The organism is Bradyrhizobium sp. SZCCHNRI3052 (genome assembly GCF_032484895.1).
GTDB lineage: Bacteria > Pseudomonadota > Alphaproteobacteria > Rhizobiales > Xanthobacteraceae > Bradyrhizobium.
The window spans coordinates 154852-177806 of sequence record NZ_JAUETW010000016.1 but is presented as its reverse complement, the minus strand read 5'-3'; the positions used below and the strand labels follow the sequence as shown (position 1 = coordinate 177806).

The 22955-nt window shown below is 65.2% G+C and carries 27 protein-coding genes; 19 read left to right on the top strand and 8 right to left on the bottom strand.

Annotation, left to right across the window (positions count from 1 at the left end; all coding sequences use genetic code 11):
* Positions 1–126 precede the first annotated feature (126 nt).
* The 3 genes from QW887_RS31200 to QW887_RS31190 are packed head-to-tail and all read right to left on the bottom strand — an operon-like array spanning position 127 to position 2687.
* Positions 127–837, bottom strand: a complete 711-nt coding sequence (locus QW887_RS31200) for a DUF1045 domain-containing protein (protein WP_315752871.1) — start codon at positions 835–837, stop codon at positions 127–129.
* Positions 838–843: 6 nt separating this feature from the next.
* Positions 844–2028 (bottom strand): alpha-D-ribose 1-methylphosphonate 5-triphosphate diphosphatase, encoded by a 1185-nt coding sequence (locus QW887_RS31195; RefSeq protein ID WP_315752872.1) that lies wholly within the window; start codon positions 2026–2028, stop codon positions 844–846.
* Positions 2025–2687: a DapH/DapD/GlmU-related protein gene (locus tag QW887_RS31190; RefSeq protein WP_315752873.1), complete on the bottom strand. Its 663-nt coding sequence runs from the start codon at positions 2685–2687 to the stop codon at positions 2025–2027. The genes QW887_RS31195 and QW887_RS31190 overlap by 4 nt, the downstream gene beginning before the upstream one ends.
* A gap of 174 nt (positions 2688–2861) precedes the next feature.
* On the opposite strand from QW887_RS31190, the gene phnC reads away from it, so the two are divergent.
* The 9 genes from phnC (at position 2862) to QW887_RS31145 (ending at position 11241) form a co-directional block, all read left to right on the top strand.
* Positions 2862–3671 (top strand): phosphonate ABC transporter ATP-binding protein, encoded by an 810-nt coding sequence (gene phnC, locus QW887_RS31185; protein WP_315752874.1) that lies wholly within the window; start codon positions 2862–2864, stop codon positions 3669–3671.
* 79 nt (positions 3672–3750) lie between these two features.
* Entirely contained in the window at positions 3751–4683 is a 933-nt protein-coding gene (gene phnD, locus QW887_RS31180) for a phosphonate ABC transporter substrate-binding protein (RefSeq protein ID WP_315741002.1), read from the top strand.
* A 95-nt stretch (positions 4684–4778) separates the two neighbouring features.
* Entirely contained in the window at positions 4779–5663 is an 885-nt protein-coding gene (gene phnE, locus QW887_RS31175; protein WP_316195826.1) for a phosphonate ABC transporter, permease protein PhnE, read from the top strand.
* Positions 5660–6508 (top strand): phosphonate ABC transporter, permease protein PhnE, encoded by an 849-nt coding sequence (gene phnE, locus QW887_RS31170; protein WP_315713042.1) that lies wholly within the window; start codon positions 5660–5662, stop codon positions 6506–6508. The genes phnE (QW887_RS31175) and phnE (QW887_RS31170) overlap by 4 nt, the downstream gene beginning before the upstream one ends.
* A gap of 159 nt (positions 6509–6667) precedes the next feature.
* The gene (locus QW887_RS31165) at positions 6668–7675 is read left to right on the top strand and encodes an ABC transporter substrate-binding protein (RefSeq protein ID WP_315713040.1); all 1008 of its coding nucleotides are present in this window, start codon (positions 6668–6670) and stop codon (positions 7673–7675) included.
* Positions 7676–7727: 52 nt separating this feature from the next.
* Positions 7728–8543 (top strand): ABC transporter permease, encoded by an 816-nt coding sequence (locus QW887_RS31160; RefSeq protein ID WP_315713039.1) that lies wholly within the window; start codon positions 7728–7730, stop codon positions 8541–8543.
* A 4-nt stretch (positions 8544–8547) separates the two neighbouring features.
* Entirely contained in the window at positions 8548–9333 is a 786-nt protein-coding gene (locus QW887_RS31155; protein ID WP_315713037.1) for an ABC transporter permease, read from the top strand.
* Positions 9334–9338: 5 nt separating this feature from the next.
* A complete protein-coding gene (locus tag QW887_RS31150; protein ID WP_315713035.1) occupies positions 9339–10391 on the top strand; it encodes an ABC transporter ATP-binding protein in 1053 nt (350 codons plus the stop codon).
* Positions 10392–10398: 7 nt separating this feature from the next.
* Positions 10399–11241, top strand: a complete 843-nt coding sequence (locus QW887_RS31145) for a phosphodiesterase (protein WP_315713033.1) — start codon at positions 10399–10401, stop codon at positions 11239–11241.
* Between the two features lie 35 nt (positions 11242–11276).
* On the opposite strand, the gene phnF is transcribed toward QW887_RS31145, so the two are convergent.
* On the bottom strand, positions 11277–12002 hold the full coding sequence (gene phnF, locus QW887_RS31140) for a phosphonate metabolism transcriptional regulator PhnF (RefSeq protein ID WP_315752880.1): 726 nt from the start codon (positions 12000–12002) through the stop codon (positions 11277–11279).
* A 119-nt stretch (positions 12003–12121) separates the two neighbouring features.
* On the opposite strand from phnF, the gene phnG reads away from it, so the two are divergent.
* From phnG to QW887_RS31095, 9 genes are read left to right on the top strand one after another with little or no spacing between them, the layout of a single operon-like run.
* On the top strand, positions 12122–12577 hold the full coding sequence (gene phnG, locus QW887_RS31135; RefSeq protein WP_315713029.1) for a phosphonate C-P lyase system protein PhnG: 456 nt from the start codon (positions 12122–12124) through the stop codon (positions 12575–12577).
* Positions 12577–13188, top strand: coding sequence for a phosphonate C-P lyase system protein PhnH (phnH, locus tag QW887_RS31130; RefSeq protein WP_315713027.1), 612 nt, complete (start codon positions 12577–12579; stop codon positions 13186–13188). The genes phnG and phnH overlap by 1 nt, the downstream gene beginning before the upstream one ends.
* Positions 13189–13191: 3 nt before the next feature.
* Positions 13192–14295: a carbon-phosphorus lyase complex subunit PhnI gene (locus tag QW887_RS31125; protein ID WP_316195823.1), complete on the top strand. Its 1104-nt coding sequence runs from the start codon at positions 13192–13194 to the stop codon at positions 14293–14295.
* Entirely contained in the window at positions 14292–15176 is an 885-nt protein-coding gene (locus tag QW887_RS31120; RefSeq protein WP_316195822.1) for an alpha-D-ribose 1-methylphosphonate 5-phosphate C-P-lyase PhnJ, read from the top strand. The genes QW887_RS31125 and QW887_RS31120 overlap by 4 nt, the downstream gene beginning before the upstream one ends.
* A complete protein-coding gene (gene phnK, locus QW887_RS31115) occupies positions 15169–15963 on the top strand; it encodes a phosphonate C-P lyase system protein PhnK (RefSeq protein WP_315825148.1) in 795 nt (264 codons plus the stop codon). The genes QW887_RS31120 and phnK overlap by 8 nt, the downstream gene beginning before the upstream one ends.
* 19 nt (positions 15964–15982) lie before the next feature.
* On the top strand, positions 15983–16681 hold the full coding sequence (gene phnL, locus QW887_RS31110; RefSeq protein ID WP_315810526.1) for a phosphonate C-P lyase system protein PhnL: 699 nt from the start codon (positions 15983–15985) through the stop codon (positions 16679–16681).
* Positions 16682–16695: 14 nt separating this feature from the next.
* Positions 16696–17853 (top strand): alpha-D-ribose 1-methylphosphonate 5-triphosphate diphosphatase, encoded by a 1158-nt coding sequence (locus QW887_RS31105; protein ID WP_316195820.1) that lies wholly within the window; start codon positions 16696–16698, stop codon positions 17851–17853.
* Entirely contained in the window at positions 17850–18491 is a 642-nt protein-coding gene (phnN, locus tag QW887_RS31100) for a phosphonate metabolism protein/1,5-bisphosphokinase (PRPP-forming) PhnN (RefSeq protein ID WP_316195818.1), read from the top strand. Before QW887_RS31105 ends, phnN begins: the two co-directional genes overlap by 4 nt.
* Positions 18469–19080 carry a pyridoxamine 5'-phosphate oxidase family protein gene (locus QW887_RS31095; RefSeq protein ID WP_315752888.1) on the top strand — a complete coding sequence of 204 codons (612 nt, stop codon included), beginning with the start codon at positions 18469–18471 and terminating at the stop codon, positions 19078–19080. Before phnN ends, QW887_RS31095 begins: the two co-directional genes overlap by 23 nt.
* Before the next feature lie 47 nt (positions 19081–19127).
* On the opposite strand, the gene QW887_RS31090 is transcribed toward QW887_RS31095, so the two are convergent.
* From QW887_RS31090 to QW887_RS31080, 3 genes are all read right to left on the bottom strand, one after another.
* Positions 19128–19349, bottom strand: a complete 222-nt coding sequence (locus tag QW887_RS31090) for a hypothetical protein (protein WP_315752889.1) — start codon at positions 19347–19349, stop codon at positions 19128–19130.
* 1291 nt (positions 19350–20640) lie between these two features.
* On the bottom strand, positions 20641–20964 hold the full coding sequence (locus tag QW887_RS31085; RefSeq protein WP_315713012.1) for a multidrug efflux SMR transporter: 324 nt from the start codon (positions 20962–20964) through the stop codon (positions 20641–20643).
* Positions 20965–21141: 177 nt separating this feature from the next.
* On the bottom strand, positions 21142–21402 hold the full coding sequence (locus QW887_RS31080; protein WP_315825146.1) for a hypothetical protein: 261 nt from the start codon (positions 21400–21402) through the stop codon (positions 21142–21144).
* Positions 21403–21613: 211 nt separating this feature from the next.
* Here QW887_RS31080 and QW887_RS31075 point away from each other — a divergent pair, with 211 nt between their 5' ends.
* Complete coding sequence (locus QW887_RS31075; protein WP_315752890.1) at positions 21614–22588, top strand: quinone oxidoreductase; 975 nt, start codon at positions 21614–21616, stop codon at positions 22586–22588.
* Between the two features lie 50 nt (positions 22589–22638).
* On the opposite strand, the gene QW887_RS31070 is transcribed toward QW887_RS31075, so the two are convergent.
* Positions 22639–22914, bottom strand: a complete 276-nt coding sequence (locus QW887_RS31070) for a hypothetical protein (RefSeq protein ID WP_315713008.1) — start codon at positions 22912–22914, stop codon at positions 22639–22641.
* Positions 22915–22955: the final 41 nt, after the last annotated feature.

Sequence of the window (22955 nt, the reverse complement as noted above, 5' to 3'; positions counted from 1 at the left end):
CGCTACGGCGCTATTTGGGAGCGCGCGTCCGGGCGGCTTTGCTCCACCGAGCTACACCACCTCCGGGGACACGACCTCGACCGCGAGGCGCCGCCGCACTATGCAGGCCATGCCGAACTGACGCCGCTATCCCCCCTGGACGACCGTGAGCGGCCAGTCTCCGATGATGCGGAAACGTTCGTGGGCATTGGCCTGGCGGAACAGCACAATCCTGTCGATCCGGAGCTTTGTCAGTGACAGTGCCGCGAATCTCTCCTGCAGCATCATCAGGATCGGCCGGCGCCGTTCGTCGGACAGCCGGCAGGTCAGCGTCATGTGGAAGCGGAAATCCTCCATGACATAGGGATAACCCCAACGATCGAGATGATCGCGCTGCCGTGGTGTCAGCAGATCCGGCTTGCGCCGAGCACGGTCGTCGGCCGTCATCGGAGCGCGAAATGGCTCAAAGGCCTGGACACAATCGGCCGCGAGCTGTTGCAGCGCCGGCGACGGCTCGCCGGGGATCATCGCGATGAAGCCGCTGATCGCGTCCACGATCGGACGGATGGCCGGGACGGCTCGCGGCGTGGCCGCGAACGCGGCACAGGCGCTGCGGAGCGCGGCTTCGTTCTCCGCATCGGACAGCTCGAACGGAGCCTTCAAGGTCGCGTGAAAGCCGTATTTGCGCGGGTCTGCGGTCAGCTCAGCCCAGTCTGGAACCGCGCGGACGATCTCGCTCGGAAAGCTGCGGTCATCGCCGCTCCACGCGTCGTATCCGAGCAGGCTCGCGCCGAATTCCGCCAGATCCGCCGTCGCTGGTGGAGCATAATAGATCGCATAGCGCAGAAGATTGGCCATGGTTCGCTACTCCGCCGCCATGGCACGCGCCGGCCGGGCGTTCAGCCGGTCGGTCTCGGTGAGATAGACCAGCCGGCCGGACGCGATCACGGCGACGACATGGGGGCGCAACGGCACGCGGTCGTCGACCAGAATGATATCGGCGCGGCGGCCCTCGGCGAGCGTGCCGCGGTCCGCCAGCCCGGCTGCGCGTGCAGGGCTGCCCGAGATCAGATCCCAGGCGCGCGCCAGCGGAAGAACGCCGTCGGCCGCAAGCCGGTACGCTGCCAGCAGCGGCGCTGGATAGTAGTAGTCGGAGGCCAGCACCGAGCAGAGGCCCTTGGCGATCATGTCGCTGGCCTTCGTCCACCCGGTATGGCTGCCGCCACGGACGACGTTGGGCGCGCCGAATACGATCGCGTCGTCCCCTTGAGCGGCCTCGCGCGCGGTCTCCTCATTGACCGGAAACTCTGCGATGGTCACTCCCTGGCTGCGAAACGCCTTGCGCATGGCCGGGCTGTTGTCGTCATGCGACAGCATGCGGACACCAGCCTTGCGTGCGATCTCGGCCAGCCGCGCGATCGAGGCCGGAACGGCGTCGGCGCGAGCGGCGATGCGCGCGACCAACCGGTCGAACTCCGCGCCGGGCAGGCCGGTGCGGTCGACCATGCGCTGGCGCTTGTGCGGCTTGTCCAGACTCGCCACCGTCGAATCCATGTGATCGTTGAAGGCGAACAGGTCAACGCGCCGGTCGGCGAGCCACCGGCCGATCTCCTCCTCATCGTCGAGATTGAAGGTCTCGTGACGCAGATGAAAGCGCGTGTCGGCTGCGAGCCGCGGGCGCAGCGCTTCGATCGATTCGAGCAGGCGCCGCGCATTGTCGGCGCTGCGCAGGCCCGGCTCCCATGACCAGGTCGTCGCGTGAAAGACCGTGGTGATGCCATTGCTGATGGCCTGGCGGTCGCTGTCGATCAGCGCAACGTCTGTCGGGAAATCGACCCCGGCGCGCGGCATCATCTGGCGCTCGAACGCATCGCCGTGGATGTCGACGATGCCGGGAAGCACAGTGAGCCCCTCCGCATCGAGTTCGAGACCCGACCGGCGTCCCGGTGTCCCGATGCCGGCGATCACGCCGCCGGATATGATCAAGGAAGTGTCTACGAGGTCGGTATCGACGAGGCAGCGGCCTCGCGAGATGCAGATATCGGTCATGGGGCGGCACTCTGCAGCACCGCGACGCGCGCGTCGAGGGCAGCCTCGTATTTGTCGAGAAACGCAGTGATCGCGAGCTTGCGAAAATCCGGCAGCGCCGCGCGCAGCGCCTCGTGATTCCAATCCCACCACGCCAGATCCAGCAGCCGCTGCTCGACCTCGTGCGGAAACCGGCGCTTGATCGGGCGCGCCGGATTGCCGGCGACGACGGTATAGGCCGGAACGTCCTTGGTGACGATGGCGCCAGCCGCCACGACCGCGCCGGTGCCGATGTTGCGGCCCGGCAGCACGATCGCGCCATGGCCGATCCAGACATCGTGTCCGATCTGGACATGATGCTCTCTCCGCCAGGCGAAGAACTCCGCATCGTCCGGCTCTCCTGGAAAATAGGCGCTGGCGCGATAGGTGAAATGGGCCTGCGTCGCCCGCTGCATCGGGTGGTTGCCCGGATTGATCCGGGTCATCGCCGCGATCGAGCAGAACTTCCCGATCCTCGTGTAGGTGATCTGGGAATCGTTGACCACATAGGAGTAGTCGCCCATCGTCACCTCCTGCAGGATGGTGCGGGCGCCTATCTCGCAATAGGCGCCGAGCGTCACGTCCTGGAGCTTGGCCGAGGGATCAACGGTAGGTTCAATCGAAAGCGACTTGCCGGCCATCTCGCGTCCTGTCTCTACGCCTGTGAGGGTGTTGGATCTCCCCTATGACAGAGGCGTGACATCTGCATGACTGTGACCGGCATGTGGACGGACGTGGCGCCGCAGTGTCCCTGTCACATAACTGTAGAATCCAGACGCTAGCGATAGGCCAAAGCGAGGCGTCTGGAGAATTCAATGCTGGTGGTGGATGGCCTGACGTGCCGTTTTGGCATGAAAGCCGCAGTCGACAATGCATCCTTCTCTGTTGCACCGGGCAGCTTCGTCGGCGTGATCGGGCGTTCCGGCGCCGGCAAGTCGACCCTGCTGCGGTCCATCAATCGTCTGAGCCCGGTGAGTGGCGGGCGCGTCCTCTTCAAGGATCTCGACGTGACGGCGCTGCGCGGCCGTGACCTGCGGCAGTGGCGCGCGCGCTCGGCGATGATCTTCCAGCAGTTCAATCTGGTCGGCCGATTGGACGTGCTGACGAACGTGCTGATGGGGCGACTGGCCGAAATCCCGTCGTGGCGCTCGCTGGCGCTGCTCTGGCCAGCGGAGGATGTCGCCATGGCGCTGTCCGCGCTCGAACAGTTCGACATGGCCTCCCTCGCCGCGCAGCGCGCCGATCAGCTCTCGGGCGGGCAGCAGCAGCGCGTCGCGATCGCGCGCGCGATGGTGCAGAACCCCGAGATCATTCTCGCAGACGAGCCGATCGCCTCGCTCGATCCCCGTAACACCAAGATCGTGATGGACGCGTTGCTGCGCATCAACAAGCATTTCGGCATCACCGTCGTCTGCAATCTGCATTCGCTCGATCTGGCGCGCAGCTATTGCGATCGCCTGATCGGCATGGCGACCGGACGGATCGTGTTCGACGACGTGCCGTCGGCGCTGACGGCGCAGATCGCACGTGAACTCTACGATCTCGAGGCGGACGAGGTGATGGGTTCGATCCATCCGGCACCGGCGGCAACGGTGCCGGTACTTGGCGAAGCGGCCGTGGCCTGAGACGCGGATTTCTGCAAGCTCGAGCTTCCGCATGGCGCGGGGGCGAGACCTGTTACTTACTGCAACAAGAGGGCATGTTATGATCAATCGTCGCATCGTTCTGGCGGGCGTCGCTGCGCTGGCTTTCACGGCCTCGGCGTCAGCCGAGGACTGGAAGGCGAAGTATCCTGAGCTGACCTTCGCCGTGGTCCCGGCAGAGAACGCCTCGGGTGTCACCGAGCGCTGGACGCCTTTCGTGAACTATCTCTCGAAAGAGCTGGGCGTGAAGGTGACGCTGCGTATCGCCAACGATTATGCGGCCGTGATCGAAGGCCAGCGCGCCGGCAACATCCACATCGCGAGCTATGGCTCGGCGTCGTTTGCCCGCGCCCGGCTCACCGGGGTCAAGACCGATGCCTTCGCCAACGACATCAACTCCGACGGCAGCACCGGCTACTATTCGGTGTTCTTCGTCAAGGCGAGCAGCCCGTACCGGAAGGTCGAAGACCTCAAGGGCAAGAATCTCGGCCTCGTCGATCCGAACTCAACGTCGGGCAACAACGTGCCCCGCTTCGAGCTCAACAAGATGGGCGTGACCGACGCCGAGACGTATTTTGGCAAGGTTGTCTTCACCGGCAGCCACGAGAACGCGGTGCTGGCCCTTTCGCAGGGGACTGTCGACATCGCGGCCAACCAATGGACGAGCGACAACGATTCGACGTTGGCCCAGATGCTGACCAAGGGCATGCTGAAGAACGCTGACGGTTCGCCGATGAAGAAGGACGACTTCCGCATCATTCACAAGTCGGCGCCGATCATCAACGGCCCCTACGCCTACAACACGGACCTGCCGGACGATCTGAAATCGGCGATCGCCAAGGCCTTCTTCGATGCGCCGATCAAGGACAAGGCCGCCTTCGACCGTCTCTCCGACGGCCAGAAGAAGGGCTTCCACCCTGCCACGACGAAGGACTGGGATGGCACGATCGACCTGATCAAATTCGTCGACAGCCTGCGCAAGAAGGCGTCCTGATCGACGATCCATCGATGGTGAGCCGGGTCTCGTGGGGCCCGGCTCGTCCGTTGAAGAATCCCTCGCACGTCCGAACCAAGAGCAGCACGAAGCCGATGGCTGTTGCCGTTTCGATCCTTCCGAGCCAGCAGCTTGCGGCTCTGAACGAGACCTATCGGCGGGCCGTTTCGCGCCGTCGATTGCGTCTTGCCCTGTCCGCCATGGTATTCCTGGCGGTGCTCTTCGCCGCGGCCATCGGTGCCGAGGTCAATCCGCGGACGTTCTATACCTACTTCGGCAACTTCATCAGCTACTTCGATCGCATCTTCACGCTCGACGACGGGCAGCGGGTCTGGACCAATCTGCCCGAATGGTTCTGGGGCTTCAAGAAGTGGATCAAGCTTCTGGCAGAGACGCTGCTGATCAGCTACGTCGGCACGATGGCCGGAATGCTCGTCGCATTCGGTCTCAACTTCTTCGCCGCCGAGAACACCTCGCCCGCGCCGTGGATCCGCTTCACGGTGCGCCGGCTCCTGGAATTCGCCCGCACCGTTCCGAGCGTCGTGTTCGCCCTGATCTTCGTCATTGCTTTCGGGCTTGGGCCGATCCCGGGCGTCCTCGCCATCGCCCTTCATTCGAGCGGTGCGCTCGGCAAGCTGTTCTCCGAGGTCGTCGAAAACGCCGACATGAAGCCGGTCGAGGGCGTGCGCGCCACCGGCGCGAGCTGGCTGTCCTGCATGCGCTTTGCCGTGCTGCCCCAGGTCATCGCCGGCTTCTCCAGCTACACGCTGCTGCGGTTCGAGATCAACGTGCGCGAGGCGTCCGTGATGGGCTTCGTCGGTGCCGGCGGCATCGGCCAGGAGCTCGTGGTCGCGATCCGCAAGTTCTACTATTCCGACGTCAGCGCCATTCTTGTCATGATCGTGGTCACCGTGTTCCTGATCGACATCGGTGCCGGCTGGCTGCGCGGCCGCCTGTTCGGCTCGGAGGCCCGCACATGAGTATCTCCGGCTCACCCGACCCGAAGCAGCTCGCCGAGCGCTATCCGCAGATCTTCAATCGGCCGCTGTCCGCACGCCTTGCAACGCCGCTCGTGCTGGCGTTGGCCGTGGCGATCTTCGTCTTCGGTCTGGTCGATCTCGACTTCTCGCCGTCGCGGATGCTGTCCGGCCTCGGCCAGCTCGGCTGGATCGCGCGGATGATGCTGCCGCCGGATCCCGGCTCATCGCTTCCGATTTATCTCAAGGCGCTCGGCGAGACGCTCTCGATCGCGGTGCTCGGCACCACCTTGGCGGCCGTGTTCGCTCTTCCGGTCAGCCTGCTTGCAGCCAGGAATATCATCCCGTCGGCGATCTTCCGTTTTCCGGTGCGTCGCCTGTTCGACACCATTCGTGGCGTCGACACACTGATCTGGGCGCTGGTCTGGATCAATGTCGTCGGCCTCGGGCCGTTCGCCGGAGTGCTGGCGATTGCGGTCTCGGATTTCGGAGCGCTCGGCAAGCTGTTCTCGGAGGCGATGGAGAGCGCCGACCGGCGGCAGGTCGAGGGCGTTCGCGCTGCCGGCGGCAGCCCGCTGCATGAGATCCGCTTCGGCCTTCTGCCGCAGGTTCTTCCCGTGATTGCCGGCCAGGTGCTCTACTTCATCGAATCCAACACGCGCTCGGCGACGATCATCGGCATCGTCGGCGCGGGAGGCATCGGGCTGCAGCTGGCGGAGCAGATCCGCGTGCTGGAATGGCAGAAGGTGTCGTTCCTGATCCTGATGATCCTCGTTGCGGTGGCTGTGATCGACTGGATCTCAGGCAAGCTGCGCTTTGCGATCATCGGCCGCCGCGCCATTGCTTGAACAGCGCGGCATCCGAAGGTTGCGATCGTTCGCCTACGAACGATCAGGATGCAGTGCCGGCTGTGTGTGCTGCACCGACTGTCGCAAATCCTTCACGTGCCGCCTTTAGGGGAAGCTCCGGAACTGGCTGCCATGCCAGGACATACGGAGTCCGTCTTCATGAAGCTCACTCGCCTCGTTCTCGCGCTGCTCGCGCTATGTGTTGCCGCATCATGGCAGCCGGCCAAAGCCGCGGACGTCATCTGCTACAACTGCCCGCCGGAATGGGCCGACTGGGCCTCGATGCTCAAGGCGATCAAGACCGATCTCGGCTACGACATTCCACACGACAACAAGAACTCCGGCCAGGCGCTGGCGCAGATCCTCGCCGAGAAGAGCAATCCGGTCGGCGACATCGGCTATTTCGGCGTCACCTTCGGCATGAAGGCGAAGACGCAGGACGCGCTGGAGGCCTACAAGCCCGCAAACTGGGATCAGGTCCCCGCCGGCCTGAAGGATGCGGACGGCTACTGGACCACGATCCACTCCGGCACGCTCGGCCTGTTCGTGAACAAGGACGCGCTCGGCGGCAAGCCCGTTCCGGCCTGCTGGAAGGACCTGCTCAGACCCGACTACAAGGGCATGGTGGGCTACCTCGATCCGAGCTCTGCGGCCGTCGGCTATGTCGGCGCCGTTGCCGTGAACCTTGCGCTCGGCGGTTCGCAGGCCAATTTCGAGCCGGCCCTTACGTTCTTCAAGGATCTGCGCAAGAATGATCCGATCGTGCCGAAGCAGACGTCCTATGCACGCGTCGTCTCGGGCGAGATCCCGATCCTCTTCGACTACGACTTCAACGCCTACCGCGCGAAATATACCGAGAAGGGCAATTTCGAGTTCGTGATTCCCTGCGAAGGCTCGGTGGTCTTTCCCTATGTCGTCGGCCTTGTGAAGAACGCGCCCGACAAGGACAAGGCGAAGAAGGTGATCGACTATCTGCTCTCCGACAAGGGGCAGGCGATCTGGACCAATGCCTATCTGCGTCCGGCGCGCCCGATCGAGCTGCCGGACTCGGCAAAGAACAAGTTCCTGCCGGACAGCGACTACGCCCGCGCCAAGAGCGTGAACTGGGGCGATATGGAAGCTGCGCAAAAGGGCTTCGTCGATCGCTATCTGTCCGAAGTCCGTTGAAGGAGCACCGCGCCTCCGCCGGAGACGATCCGGCGGAGGTGCACTTGATCACATGTCGCACAAATCCTTCGTCCGGCTCTGCCTGCTGCCCCTGGCGGCCGTCACCGCGGCATTCTTCCTGTTGCCGATGGCGAGGCTGCTCGCGACCGGCGCCGAGGGACCGCACGGTCTGACCGAATATCTCGCGATCATTCTCGAACCGCGCTACCGCACGACTCTCCTCAACACGCTGGCGCTGGCGGCGGCCACCACGATCGCGACCCTGATCATCGCGACGATCGCCGGCCTGTTTCTGCAGCGTCACCGGTTTCCGGGCCGCGCGATCCTGGTTGCGATCCTGACGTTTCCGCTCGCTTTTCCGGGCGTCGTGGTCGGCTTCATGATCATCCTTCTGGCTGGCCGTCAGGGGCTGATCGGCGAGGTCTCGTCCCGGCTCACCGGCGACAAGCTCGTATTCGCCTATTCGATCTACGGGCTGTTCCTCGGCTATCTCTATTTCTCGATTCCGCGGGTGATCCTCACGATCATGGCTGCCGCGCAGAAGCTGGACCCGGGGCTGGAGGAGGCCGCGCGCTCGCTCGGCGCAAGCCCCTGGGCCGTGCTGCGCGACGTGATCCTGCCAGCCCTGACGCCGGCGCTGATCGCGTCGGGCGCGATCGCGTTCGCGACGGCGATGGGCGCGTTCGGAACGGCATTCACCTTGGCCACGAACATCGACGTGTTGCCCATGCTGATCTACACGGAATTCACGCTGGCCGGAAACCTGGCCACCTCGGCGGCGCTCTCGGTCGGCCTTGGCCTGATGACCTGGCTGATGCTCGCATTGGCGCGCTCCTTCGCCGGCAGCTCGGTGGCAGCGGCAGGGTAGGCACGTGCGCGATAGAACCATCTTCATCCTTCAACTGCTGTTCACACTGCTGGTCGCCGCCTTCCTGGCCGTGCCGGCCGGCCTTTCGATCGCCGCGGGCGTGACCGTCAACTACTTCCGCGGCATTCAATCCGGCGTGACGCTGCAGTGGGTGGCCCAGGTCTGGGAGCTCTACGCGGGCACGATCATGGCATCGATCCTGATCGCGCTGGGCACGCTGGCGGTCACGCTCGTGGTCGGTGTTCCCGCTGCCTATGCGCTGTACGTTCGCGGCGGACGGCTGGCGCGGCTGGTCGAGGAAATCATCACCTTGCCGCTCGCGATTCCCGGGCTCGCCATCGCGCTCGCGCTGTTGCTCACCTATGGCGGGGCGGGAAGCTTCCGCCGCTCATGGCTGTTCATCCTCGCCGGCCATGTGATCTTTACGATGCCATTCATGGTGCGGTCCGTCATGGCGGTGTTCTCGACGATCGACGTGAAGTCGCTCGACGAAGGTGCCGCATCGGTCGGAGCCGCGCCATGGCGCCGCTTCATCGACGTCATCGTTCCCAACGCCGCGCCCGGCATCCTGGCGGGCAGCCTCATGGTGGTGACACTATCTCTCGGAGAGTTCAACCTGACCTGGATGTTGCATACGCCGCTGACCAAGACACTGCCGGTCGGCCTCGCCGACAGCTACGCATCGATGCGGCTCGAGGTCGCGTCCGCCTACACGCTGATCTTCTTCGTCATGATCATCCCGCTGCTGGTGGCCATGCAATGGATCGGCGAGAGAGGAAGCCTGAGGTGAGCACGATGACCCGGCATGGAGCCGCCCTCAAGGTGGAGAATTGCGGCAAGACCTTTGCCGACGGGACCTGCGCGCTTGCGCGCGCCACGCTCGACATCGCGCAGAGCGAGACGCTGGTGCTGTTGGGGCCGTCTGGCTGCGGCAAGACCACGCTGCTGCGGATCGTGGCCGGGCTCGAAACACCCGATGCGGGCGGGCGCGTGCTGTTCGGCGGCAAGGATCTGACGAGGCAGCCGATCGAGAAGCGCAATGTCGGCATGGTGTTTCAATCCTACGCGCTGTTCCCCAACATGACCGTCGCGGACAATATCGGCTACGGGCTCAAGATCCGCGGCGTGCCCAAGCCGGAGCGCGCCGCGCGGGTCGCAGAGCTGGTCACGTTGACCAACCTCGCCGGCCTCGAAGATCGGCGAATCGATCAGCTCTCGGGCGGCCAGCGCCAGCGCGTCGCGCTGGCGCGCGCGGTCGCGATACGGCCGAGCGTGCTGCTGCTCGACGAGCCGCTCACCGCGCTCGATGCGGCCTTGCGAGAGCGCCTGCGCGGCGAGCTCAACGGCTTGTTGCGCACGCTCGGCATCACCGCGATCTACGTCACGCATGACCAGGCCGAAGCCATGGAGCTCGGCGACCGCATCGTCGTGATGCGCAAGGGCGCCATCGCCCAGATCGGGACGCCGCGCGAGATCTATTTCTCGCCCGCCGATCGATTCGTCGCGGAGTTCGTCGGCGCGGCCAACATCATCGAGGCGCCGATCGACGGAGCCCAGCTCGTTCTGCCGGGAGGTCGGCAGCCGATCGCCGATCCCGGTCCACGTAACCTGGCGGTGGCGATGGTTCGGCCGGAAACGATCGGGATCGTCGATGCCGCGGCATCGAGTCTGACTGGCGTCGTCGACAGCGTCCGCTTTGTCGGCGACCGGCAGCGGATCATCGTCCGCGACGCCGCCTCAATTGCACTGACCGTGGACGCGCCGAATTCGATCAGGGTCGCTGCGGGAGAGCGGATCGGCCTGCGGATTGCACCGGACTCCATTCGGCTGTTGCCGGAGAAAGGCTGATCTGCTGATGACCAAGAGCCCCGTCGTCATCGCCCAGATATCCGACCTGCACATCAAGGCGCCCGGCCGGCTCGCCTACCGCCGCGTCGATACGGCGCGCGCGTTGACCCGTTGCATCACGGAGCTCAACCGGTTCGAGCCGAAGCTCGATCTGGTGGTGATCTCGGGCGATCTCGTCGATACGCCGTCGTCGGCCGAGTACGATCATCTCAAGGATATTCTCGTCGAGCTTGGAACTCCATTCGTCGCCGTGCCCGGCAATCACGATTCACGCGAGCTGATGCGCGCGGCGTTTCCGGACGCTCTGCATGGTCACCCCACCGGTCCGCTGAACCGGTGCGTGGAGTTGGCCGATCTCGATCTGCTTCTGCTCGATTCCAGCGTGCCCGGCCATCCGCATGGCGAGCTCGATGAAGCGAGTCTGCAATGGCTCGACGCCGCGCTGTCCGGATCCAGCGAAAGGCCGGCCCTGCTGTTTCTGCACCACCCGCCGTTCGCCACTGGCATCTGGCACATGGACCGGCAGAACCTGCGCAACGCCGACGATCTCGCGGCCGTCCTCACGCGCCATCCGCGGGTGCAACTGATCGGGTGCGGTCACGTTCATCGCGCGACGCTGACCCGGTTTGCGGGCATCCCCTGCACGATCTGCCCGGCACCGAACCATGCCGTCGCGCTCGACCTGGCCGAGCTTCGTCCGCCATCCTTCCGGATCGAGCCACCGGCCTTTCACCTTCATGCCTGGTTTCCAGGACCGGGATTTGGAACGGTCGTCACGCATCAGGTGCCGATCGGGGATTTCGACGGGCCGCATCCGTTCTTCAATCAGGACGGCACGCTCATCGACTGAGGGCGCAAGAACGAAGCGAGGCGGCGGGGTCTGGTCTAGCTCTCGACCTCGAACGTCACGCGCTCCGCCGCGAAGCGCGAGCGCTTGCTGACCAGCGGCGTCCCATCGGCATCGATGTCGGTGCTGTCGACCACCAGCACCGGACGGCCCAGCGCGAGGTCGAGCCGTGCGGCGTCGCTCGCGTCGGCGATGGCCGCCGTGATCCTGGTCGCGCCGCGGCGATAGTCGCGAATGCCGTAATGCGCAAGCAGCGCCGTCATCGAGCGGAGCGATGCGAAGATGTGGCCGGCCTCGGGAAATCGCTCGGACGACAGCCAGGACGTGCTGACGCAGATGGGGGTCTTGTCGGCAAGACGCAGTGCCTCGATTCGGACCAGCGGCGCCCCCGTCTTCAGTCGGAGCGCGTGCGCGAGTTCGCGCGTCGCCGACTCTTCGGACGCTGCGATCAACTGTCCGCGCGGCTCGCGCCCGCCGGCGCCCACGATCTCGGAGAACCTGGTTCGCGATCTCAGGGGATATGACAGACGAGGCGCTTCGACATAAGTGCCGCTGCCGCGCTCGGCGCGCACGAGGCCGCGCTCGGCCAAGGTCGCGAGCGCGCGACGCACCGTATGACGGTTGACGCGGTAGGTTTCGGCGATCTCGGTCTCGCCGGGCAGGCGGGTGCCGGCCGCGAAGCGGCCGTCGGCGATGTCGCGCTCGATGCCGTCGGCCACCCGGCGCCACAGTGCCACGCCCGAGTCGGCGCCCTGCATGCTCATCTGCGGTTCTCCGCTGCGCGACCTGAAAATCACGCCCATGTCATCAAACAGTCATGGCGCTTCGTTACGAAGTTGTCTATTAACATAGACAACTTCGCGATAGCAAGTTCGAGGTGAAGATGGAGGGCGAGACCGCGATGCAGGACCGGCGCAGGACGGCGATGCGGGTATTGGCGCATGCCTCGCATGCGGACATCCGCGCCAGGCTCGACGGACTGGCGCTGCCTGAGTATCGCGACCTGCGTCCGGCGGAGAATGGTCTCGTGATGCTGCGGGGCCGGATCGGCGGTGATGGTGCGCCGTTCAATGTCGGCGAAGCGACGGTGTCGCGCGCCGCGGTACGGCTGGAGAGCGGCGAGGTCGGGTTCGGCTATGTGCTCGGACGAGACGCCGGCAAGGCGCGTCTGATGGCGCTGTGTGACGCGATGATCCAGTCGTCGAGCCATGCGCGATCGATCGAGACTCAGGTGGTCGCGCCGCTGCAGGAGCAGATGCGCGCATCGCGGGAGCATCGAGCGGAGGAGGCTGCGGCCACGCGTGTCGATTTCTACACCATGGTGCGAGGAGAGGGCTGATGGGTCTCGCGGCTTCCGATCTGCAACACGGTTTCGCCGACAATGTTCTGTCCGCGCAATCCACCTTCCGTACCGTCATGGAGGCCATGGCGCGTCCGGGCAATGTGCGGCAGGTCGAGGGCGATGTCGGCCGGCCGTCGTCGTTGATGCCTGGTGCTGCCGCGATCGCGTTGACCTTGTTCGATCACGATACGCCGATCTGGCTCGATGCGCCGCTCGCCGGCACGCCCGAGGTCGGCGCCTGGCTCAAGTTTCACACCGGGGCGCCGATCGTCGCCGATGCCGCGCTCGCCTGCTTTGCGGTGGCGGCGGACCCCGAAGCGCTGCCTGATCTGAATTCATTCGCGCTCGGCAGTGCTGAATACCCTGATCGCTCGACGACGCTGATCCTGCAGGTGCCGAGCTTGTCCGAGGGGCCGGCGTTCAAGCTGCGCGGTCCAGGCATCGACGGGGCGACATCGTTCCGTGCAACGGTCGCGCCCGCCGATCTGTTCGAGCGGCTGTCGATCAATGAGAAGCTGTTTCCGCGTGGTGTCGATGTGGTGCTGGTCGATGGCTCGTCCATCGTCGCCATCCCGCGAACGACCCGACTCGTTTCCGCAGGAGAGTGAGGCATGTATGTTGCCGTCAAGGGTGGCGAGCGCGCCATCGAGAACGCGCACCGGCTGCTGGCGCATGAACGCCGGGGTGATCGCGATGTGCCCGAACTTTCGCTGGCGCAGATCTCCGAGCAGTTGGGGCTTGCCGTCGATCGCGTGATGACCGAGGGCTCGCTGTACGACCGCGAGCTCGCGTCGCTCGCAATCAAGCAGGCACGCGGTGATCTGATCGAGGCGATCTTCCTGGTGCGTGCCTTCCGCGCGACCCTGCCGCGCTTCGGTGCAACCGAGCCGGTCGACACCGGTGCGATGCGGGTGCAGCGGCGCGTCTCGTCGACCTTCAAGGACATTCCGGGCGGCCAGGTGCTCGGGCCGACCTTCGACTATACGCATCGGCTGCTCGATCCGCAGTTGGCGGCCGGCGCCGAGCCGGAGCCGCCGGCCCGTGCCGAGGCGCCGAATGCGCCGACGCCGCGTGTCACCGACATTCTCGGCCAGGACGGGCTGATCGAGCCGTCGCCGCAAGCCGATGTTGGCGCGCCGGTCGGCGATCTCACCCGCGATCCTCTGAGCTTTCCCGCGGATCGTGATCTGCGGTTGCAGAATCTCGCACGCGGTGATGAGGGCTTTCTGCTCGCGCTCGGCTACTCGACCCAGCGCGGCTACGGCCGCAACCATCCCTTCGCCGGCGAAATCCGCTTCGGCGAAGTCGAGGTCGAGTTCTTGGCCGAGGAGATCGGCTTTGCGGTGCCGCTCGGATCGATCGAGCTGACCGAATGCCAGATGGTGAACCAGTTCAAGGGGTCGGCCACCGAGCCGCCGTGCTTCACGCGCGGTTACGGTCTCGCCTTCGGGCAGAGCGAGCGCAAGACGATGTCGATGGCGCTGGTCGACCGCGCCTTGCGCGCGCGTGAGCTGGGTGAGGATGTGATTGCGCCGGCGCAGGATGAGGAGTTCGTGATGTCGCACTCCGACAACGTGCAAGCGACCGGGTTCGTCGAGCATCTGAAGCTGCCGCACTATGTCGACTTCCAGTCCGAGCTCGGCCTGCTGCGCAAGCTGCGCCAGGAATTCGCCGAGGCCAATGCCGTTCCCGAATTGAAGGAAGCTGCGGAATGAACGCGCCGACCTACAATTTCGCCTATCTCGACGAGCAGACCAAGCGGATGATCCGTCGCGCCATCCTGAAGGCGATCGCGATTCCCGGCTATCAGGTGCCGTTCGCGAGCCGCGAGATGCCGATGCCCTATGGCTGGGGCACCGGCGGTGTGCAGGTCACCGCCGCCATTCTCGGTCCCGACGACGTGCTCAAGGTCATCGATCAGGGATCGGACGATACGACAAATGCGATCTCGATTCGGAAGTTCTTCGCCAAGACCGCGGGCGTCGCGACCACGACGTCGACGGAAGAGGCGAGCGTGATCCAGACCCGGCATCGCATTCCCGAGGCGCCGCTTCACGAGGGGCAGGTGCTGGTCTATCAGGTGCCGATCCCGGAGCCGCTGCGCTTTCTCGAGCCGCGCGAGACCGAGACCCGCCGCATGCATGCGCTGGCCGAATATGGCCTGATGCACGTCAAGCTCTATGAGGACATCGCACGCTTCGGCCACATCGCGACGTCCTACGCCTATCCGGTCAAGGTCAACGCGCGCTACGTGATGGATCCGTCGCCGACGCCGAAGTTCGACAATCCCAAGATGGACAATTGCCCGGCGCTGCAATTGTTCGGCGCGGGACGCGAGAAGCGAATCTACGCCATTCCGCCCTATACGTCGGTCGTCTCGCTGGACTTCGAGGACCATCCGTTTACGCGCTACAAGTTCGATGCACCCTGCGCGCTGTGCGGCGCGGAGGATTCCTACCTGGACGAGATCGTGACCGACGACAAGGGCAGCCGCATGTTCGTCTGCTCCGACACCGATTACTGCGAGGGCCGCCAGGCGTCCGGACATCGTGGCGAGCAGAGCGCCGCCCCGCACAAGGAGAGCGCCCATGGCTGAGATGATCAGCGCATCCGATCAGCCGCTGCTCGTCGCGGAAGGGCTTGCGAAGAGCTACGGCCGGTTGGCAGCCTGCCGCGACGTCTCCTTCGTGCTCTATCCCGGCGAGGTGCTCGCCATCGTCGGCGAGTCCGGCTCGGGTAAATCGACACTCCTGCAGATGCTGTCGGCGCAACTGGCGCCGACGTTGGGCCGCGTGTCCTATCGGATGCGGGACGGGGTGCTGCGCGATCTTGCCGGCCTTGGCGAGGCGGAGCGCCGTTTTCTGTTCCGCACCGATTGGGGCTATGTCCATCAGGACCCGACGCAAGGCCTGCGCATGGCGGTCTCCGCCGGCGCCAATGTCGGCGAGCGGCTGATGGCGGTCGGCTGGAATCACTACGGTCAGATCAGGCAGACCGCCTCGTCCTGGCTCGCGCGCGTGGAGATCGACGTTGCCCGCATCGACGATGCGCCGCGGACCTATTCCGGCGGCATGCGGCAGCGGCTGCAGATCGCGCGCAATCTGGTGACCGAGCCCAGGCTGGTGTTCATGGACGAGCCGACCGGAGGCCTCGATGTCTCCGTGCAGGCGCGCCTGCTCGATCTGATGCGCAGCCTCGTCAACGAACTCGGCCTCGCCGCCATCGTCGTGACCCACGATCTGGCCGTGGCGCGGTTGCTGTCTCATCGTGTGATGGTCATGAAGGAGGGGCGGGTGATCGAGACCGGCCTCACCGACCAGGTGCTCGACGATCCGCGCGAGCCGTACACACAGCTCCTCGTGTCCTCGATCCTGCCGCCATGATGCAATTGGGCCCAATGCGATGACCGTGATGATCGATGTCGAGAATGCAGAGAAGACCTTCACCATGCATCTGCAGGGCGGCATATCGCTGCCCGTGGTGCGCGGCGTGTCGTTCCAAGTCAAGGCCGGCGAATGCGTCGTGTTGTCGGGACCGTCGGGTGCTGGCAAGTCGTCGATCCTGAAGATGATCTTCGGCAACTACCGTTGCGATGGCGGACGCATCGGCGTCCGGCACCTCGGCGAGATGACCGATCTCGCCGGCGCCGAGCCGCGCCTTGTCCTCCATGCGAGGCGGCAGACCATCGGTTATGTCAGTCAGTTCCTGCGCGCGGTGCCGCGCGTCCCTGCGCTCGATGTCGTTGCCGAGCCGCTGCTCGCGGCCGGCCTGCCGCGCGACGATGCGAGGGTGCGAGCGGGGGGACTGCTGCGGCGGCTGAACATTCCCGAGCGGCTGTGGTCGCTGCCGCCATCGACCTTCTCGGGCGGCGAGCAGCAGCGGGTCAACATCGCACGCGGCTTCATCTCCGATGTCCCGGTGCTGCTGCTCGATGAGCCGACCGCGTCGCTCGATGCGGCGAACCGTGCGGTCGTGGTCGACCTGATTGCGGCGAAGAAGAAGGACGGGGTGGCGATGCTCGCGATCGTGCATGATGACGATATCCGTGCGCAGATTGCGGATCGTACGGTCGACGTCACGACATTCGCTGCGGCGGCATGAGGTACACATTGCAGATGAGCGCGAACATGTCCGATCTCGTGATAGGCAATGCCAGGCTGGTCCTCGCCGACCGGGTCGTCGAGCAGGGCTGGGTGGCGATCGCCGGAGGCCTGATCGCGGAACTGGGCGAGGGGGCGGCGCCGGCCGGCAGCCTGGATGCCGGCGGCGACCTGCTGATGCCCGGGCTGGTCGAACTGCACACCGATCACCTCGAGGCGCATTTCGTGCCCCGCCCCAAGGTCTATTGGGATCCCGTTGCTGCGGTCATTTCCTATGACGGGCAACTTGCGACCGCGGGCATCACGACGGTGCTGGATTCGCTGCGGGTGTGGAGCGAGGAGGGCGCCGAGGGCGTCGACGGCCAGGCCAATGTGCTCGCGGAAGCGATCGCGACGGCGCGCGACGGCGGGCTGCTGCGGTCCGATCACTTCCTGCATCTGCGCTGCGAGGTGCCGATGCCGACCGTGGTCGAGGAGGCGCGGCAACTGGCGGGGCGTCCGGATGTGCGGCTGATGTCGCTGATGGATCATACGCCCGGGCAGCGCCAGTTTCGCGACGAAGGCAAGCTGCGCGACTACTATCGCGGCAAGAGCGGCGGCAAGACCGATGCGGAGCTCGACGTGATGTTCGCACGCCGCTTCGCCTATCAGCAGGCCTATGCGGCGCCGAACATGCGCGACATCGTTGCACTGGCGAAGACCCATGACGTGCCCCTGGCCAGTCACGATGACACGACGGAGGAGAACGTCGCCGATGCAATCAAGGACGGCATCGCAGTCGCGGAGTTTCCAACCACGATGGAAGCCGCGCGGGGCCTTCACCAGGCGGGCATCAGCATTCTGATGGGCGCTCCGAACGTGGTGCGCGGCGGGTCTCACTCCGGCAATATCGCCGCCGTGGACCTGGCGCACGAGGGCCTGCTCGACATTCTGTCGTCGGACTACGTCCCGTCGAGCCTGCTGATGGGCGCGCTGCAATTGCCGCAGCGGGTGCCGTCCATCGGTCTTGCGGCGGCCGTCCGCACCGTCACCAAGGCCCCTGCGGACGCCGTCGGCCTGCATGATCGCGGCGAGATCGCGGTGGGCAAGCGTGCGGACCTGATCCGCGTCCATGTCGCGGGCCAGTTGTCGGTCGTGCGCAGCGTCTGGCGGGAAGGACAGCGGGTGGCATGAGCGAAACCGAGGTTGCATCGGCGAAGACGCCCGCGAAGCTCGGTCCCGGCCGCCTGATCCTGGTGGTCGGGCCGAGCGGCGCGGGCAAGGACACCTTGCTCAATGTGGCGCGCCGCGAATGCGCTGGCGACGACCGGATCGTTTTTCCGCGGCGGATCGTCACGCGCGAGGCCTCGGCTTTCGAGGATAATCTCGAGATGAGCGCGTCCGCTTTTCGTGAGGCGCTCAGCGCCGGTGAGTTCGCGCTGCATTGGGAGGCCCACGGACACGACTACGGCGTGCCGCGCGCGATCAAGAATGACATCCTGGCCGGCCGCATCGTGGTCGTGAACGTCTCGCGAACGATCATTCCCGCCGCGCGGCGGGACTATGCCGACGTCGTCGTCATCGCCATCACTGCGCCGGCGGATGTTCTCGCCGAACGGCTCGGCAAGCGGCACCGCCCGAGTGACGGCGATATCGGTGAGCGTCTTCACCGGGCGGTGAGCGAGGACACCGCGGCGGACGTCACGATCGTCAATGTCGGCGATCCCGAGCCGCACGGTCACAGGCTGGCGAACATCATCAAGCGACCGATCGACGCAGAACCGATCGGATCCGAGGGAGGAAGCGGCCATGTCGATCATCACCACGATTGAGCAGCTCGAGGCGATCTATGGCGAGACGGGGCTGGCATCGACGGCGAAGGTGGCTGATCGCGTGACGCCGCACTACCGGATCATGATCGAGAAGTCGCCTTTCGTGGCGCTGGCGACGTGTGGTCCCGAAGGTCTCGACTGTTCGCCGCGCGGCGATCTTCCCGGCTTCATCCGCATCCATGACGACAAGACGCTGATGATGCCGGATCGCCGCGGCAACAATCGCGTGGATTCCTTGCGCAACGTCGTGCGCGATCCGCGGATCGCACTGCTGTTCCTGATTCCGGGATCGGGCAACACGCTGCGTGTGAACGGGCACGGTCACCTGTCGACCGCTCCCGATCTGTTGGAGTCGTTCCGGATGGAAGGCAAGCTGCCGCGCTCCGTCCTGGTCATGACGGTGGGAGAGATCTACTTCCAATGTGCGCGCGCGATCGTTCGTGCCGATCTCTGGAACCCGGACAAGCGGGTCGACCCGCAGCAACTGCCTACGCCGGGACAGATCCTTGCGGCGATGACGGCCAACGACATCGACGGCGCGGCGTACGATCGCGAGTGGCCCGAGCGTGCGCGGAAATCGATGTGGTGAATTCGGAGCGCGGCTCTTCAAAAAAGGGGAGGCCGCGCTCCTAAAGATCAGGCTGCGACATCGAGCAGGCGTGAGGATCCCCTGACGAGCGCCTTGCGGCCGGCCATTGTGAGTGTTGCCGCGCCATTGTCGATTGAGGCGAGTCCAAATGCAGTGAGCTCGTCGACAATCATGCCGTTCAGCCTGCGGCGTTCACGCGCGGGAATGCGAAGCGCCTTCAGCGTCTCCCATTGGTCCGGCGTGAGTTCGTGTTCGAATTCCGCGTTCATGCTGCCTCGAATGTTGACGTCCGGCGCTCGTCTTAGAAAGTCCGCGTGACGAAGATGCGACCTTCATGCATCCGTACTGATACGGTCCACGTCATTACGCTCGAACCCGCCCGCGATTAATTCAAATTTGAATGATCGCGAATGTGGTGCTGCATTGCAGCTCGCCGTGTTGGTAGCGGTGAACGATCGTCCGTCGTTAACAGATAATTAAGCGATGTGGGCAGCGCACAACGGTAACGCCGCTGTCACATCGGTGTGTCAAACGGCGCCATCGTCCTGCTCGAATCGGCCGGCGCATGTTTGAAGCGAAACACGTTGAATGGCTGACCTGACCGACGTTCCGCCGCTGCGATCGAACCGCAGAATCTGGTTGCGCAGTCTGGGCGGACTGGCCTTGAGCCTCTCGATTGCAGCTGCGGCCGTGTATGTCCTGGCACGCGCCGTCAAGAAGCTCGACCTTGCTCATGTTCTGTCGATCGTCGAGGCCACGGACCTTCATCTGATCGCGATGGCGCTGGCGTTCATCGTCCTCTCCTACGCCAGCCTCACGCTCTACGACCTGTTCGCGTTGCGGACGATCGGCCGCCGGGACATTCCCTATCGCGCCGCCGCGCTCGGCAGCTTCACGAGCTACCCGATCGCGCACGGCATCGGTGCGGTCGCGCTGGTCTCGCCGCTGGTGCGATATCGGATCTACGCGCCGTACCGGCTCGGTGCGATCGACATTGCCAATATCAGCTTCCTGACCGGCCTGACCTTCTGGCTCGGAAATCTCACCGCGCTCGGCCTGAGCTTGATGATCGATCCGGATGCCTTCGGATGGATGGAATATTGGCCGCCGGCGATCAACCGTCTCGTTGCCGCGGCACTGCTTTGCGCCGTTGCCGCCTTCGTCGTGTGGAGCTGGCCCGGGCGGCGAAGTGCGCGCTGGCCCGTTCGACTGCCGTCCGGGCCCGCCGTGCTGCTGCAGATCGTGGTCGGCCTGTTCGAGCTCAGCGCCGCGGCGCTGGCAATGTACGTCCTCATGCCGCCGGAACTCGGCATCGACCTCGCGCGGCTGATGGCGGTCTTCATTGCCGCGACCTTGCTTGGATTTGCCAGCCATGCCCCAGCCGGCATCGGCCTGTTCGACGCAACGATCCTGCTGGGCCTGGGCGGCGTTGACCAGGAGCGCCTGCTGGCGGCGCTGCTGATCTTCCGCGCGCTCTATCACCTGTTGCCGTTTGTGCTCGCCCTGGTCGTGTTCGGCAGCGTCGAGCTGTCGCGCTCCTGCCGGAGGTCGTCGATGGTGTCAGACCGGCGAGTTCAGCTTCAACCCGATCATGCCGGTGATGATCAGCGTGAGGCAGATCAGCCGTGTCGGGTCCGCCGGCTCGCTGTAGAGGATCATGCCGGCGAGGATGCTCCCGGCCGCGCCGATCCCGGTCCATACCGCATAGGCGGTGCCAAACGGCAGTGAGCGCAGCGCGAGCGACATCATCGCGAAGCTGAGCAGAATGGCGATCACGGTGGCGACGCTGGGCCAGAAGCGCGTCAGGCCGTCGGAATGCTTCAGGCCAAGCGCCCAGATGATCTCGAGAGCTCCGGCCGCGAACAGAGCTAGCCAGCCGTTCATGAGGGCCGCGCGCCCAACGGTGTAACATCGCCCACAGATCCGAGGCGGGCCTCGCGAAGCCGCGGATCGCCTGCACCGAGCAGTCCGGCCATTTCGTCATCTCCGCGCCGGTCGAACCTGCCGTCCATCTGCATGGTTTGCGCGACGCGCATATGACAAGCTGGGCGCGCGTCGGGTCTATCTCTCCTCCATCATCGTGAATACGAATCCTGTCAGCGTTGCGCCGACAGCAAAGGACAGCGTCAATACACCGACGAAGATCACGAGCGTCGCGTGCGGATCGACACTGTGGGCGATCAGGGTCGAGATGCCGAACGCATCCAGTTGGGTCAGCCCGAAGGCGAAGCCGAGCCCCATGGCGATGCCCATCAAGGTGTGGCAGGCCAGCTCGATCAGCATGGCCGGATTGACTACTGCGCTGCGTCGTTTGGGCGGCATGGGCTCGGACTCCACGCTATGGCCGATGAACGCTGGAACGGTGAACGTTGTTCCTGTGCCGGCTGGCAAAGCCGATTGCCAAACCGAGCCGACAGCGGCTACGGATGACCGAGGTTCGGTCGCGGAAAAACAAAGCTCGAACGGCCCGCAAGGGGGGCCGGCGCGCGGCCGAGCGGCGCAGCGTCGCGCGATCCGACAGGGAGGATAACCCATGACGAACGCCATTCGTTTCCACAAGACCGGCGGTCCCGAGGTTCTCGCTTGGGAGCAGATCGAGGTCGGCAAGCCCGGCCCCGGCGAGGCGCGTATCCGCCACACGGCGGTCGGGCTCAACTTCATCGACATCTACAATCGTTCCGGGCTCTATCCGGTCCAGCTTCCGAGCGGACTGGGCAGCGAGGGCGCGGGTGTGATCGAGGAACTGGGCGAAGGGGTGACGGACCTGAAGGTGGGCGACCGGGTCGCCTACGGCTCGTCGCCGCTCGGCGCCTATTCAGAGGCGCGGCTGATGCCGGCCGCGCTGCTGTTGAAACTGCCCGACGAGATCGACGACAAGACCGCCGCTGCCATGATGCTCAAGGGCCTGACCGCCCAGTACCTGATCCGGCAGACCTACCGCGTCAAGGCGGGCGAGACCATCCTGCTGCATGCCGCCGCCGGCGGCGTCGGCCTCATCCTCAGCCAGTGGGCCAAGCATCTCGGCGTTCACGTCATCGGCACCGTATCCAGCGATGACAAGGCGCAGCTGGCCAAGGCCCACGGCTGCGAGCACACCATCATCTATACGCGGGAGGACTTCGTCGCGCGCGTCGGCGAGATCACCGGCGGCAAGAAGGTGCCCGTGGTCTATGATTCCGTCGGCAAGGACACGTTCCTGAAATCGCTCGATTGCCTCGCGCCGCTCGGCTACGCCGTGCTGTTCGGCCAGTCCTCCGGCACGGTCGATCCGCTCAATCTCGGGCTGCTCGCCCAGAAGGGCTCGCTGTTCGTGACCCGGCCGACGCTGTTCACCTACGCCGCCAAGCGCGAGAGCCTGGTCGCGATGGCCAACGAGCTGTTCGACGTGGTCAAATCTGGCGCGGTGAAGATCGAGGTCAACCAGACCTATCCGCTCAAGGAGGCGGCCCGGGCTCACGCCGATCTCGCGGCACGCAAGACGACCGGCTCGACGGTCTTTCTGGTCTGATCTGGCGCGTCCTCCGGTCGCGAGATCCCGATAGGGCCGGCGCAGCCGGGTCAAACCCGCTCGTGCTTGCGCAGGTCGCGGAGGTGATCGGACCGGGCGGCCTGCAGGTCGGCGTCCCGCCCATCGATCTCGGGCAGGGCGGCTTCGGACATGATGTCGGCCGTGACGTCGGCAACCGACCGGTCGACGATCTCGTGGATGAAGCTGACGTTCGAATATTCCCCCGACGCGATGCGCGCAACGACGTCGCGCCGGGTCATCTCAGGATCGACCACGGCCTCGCGTCCGCGCCGGCCGTAGTCGATCATCACGACGAAATACTGCATGGAGCGCCGGTTCGCCTTCGGCTGACTGTGATCGCTCCATT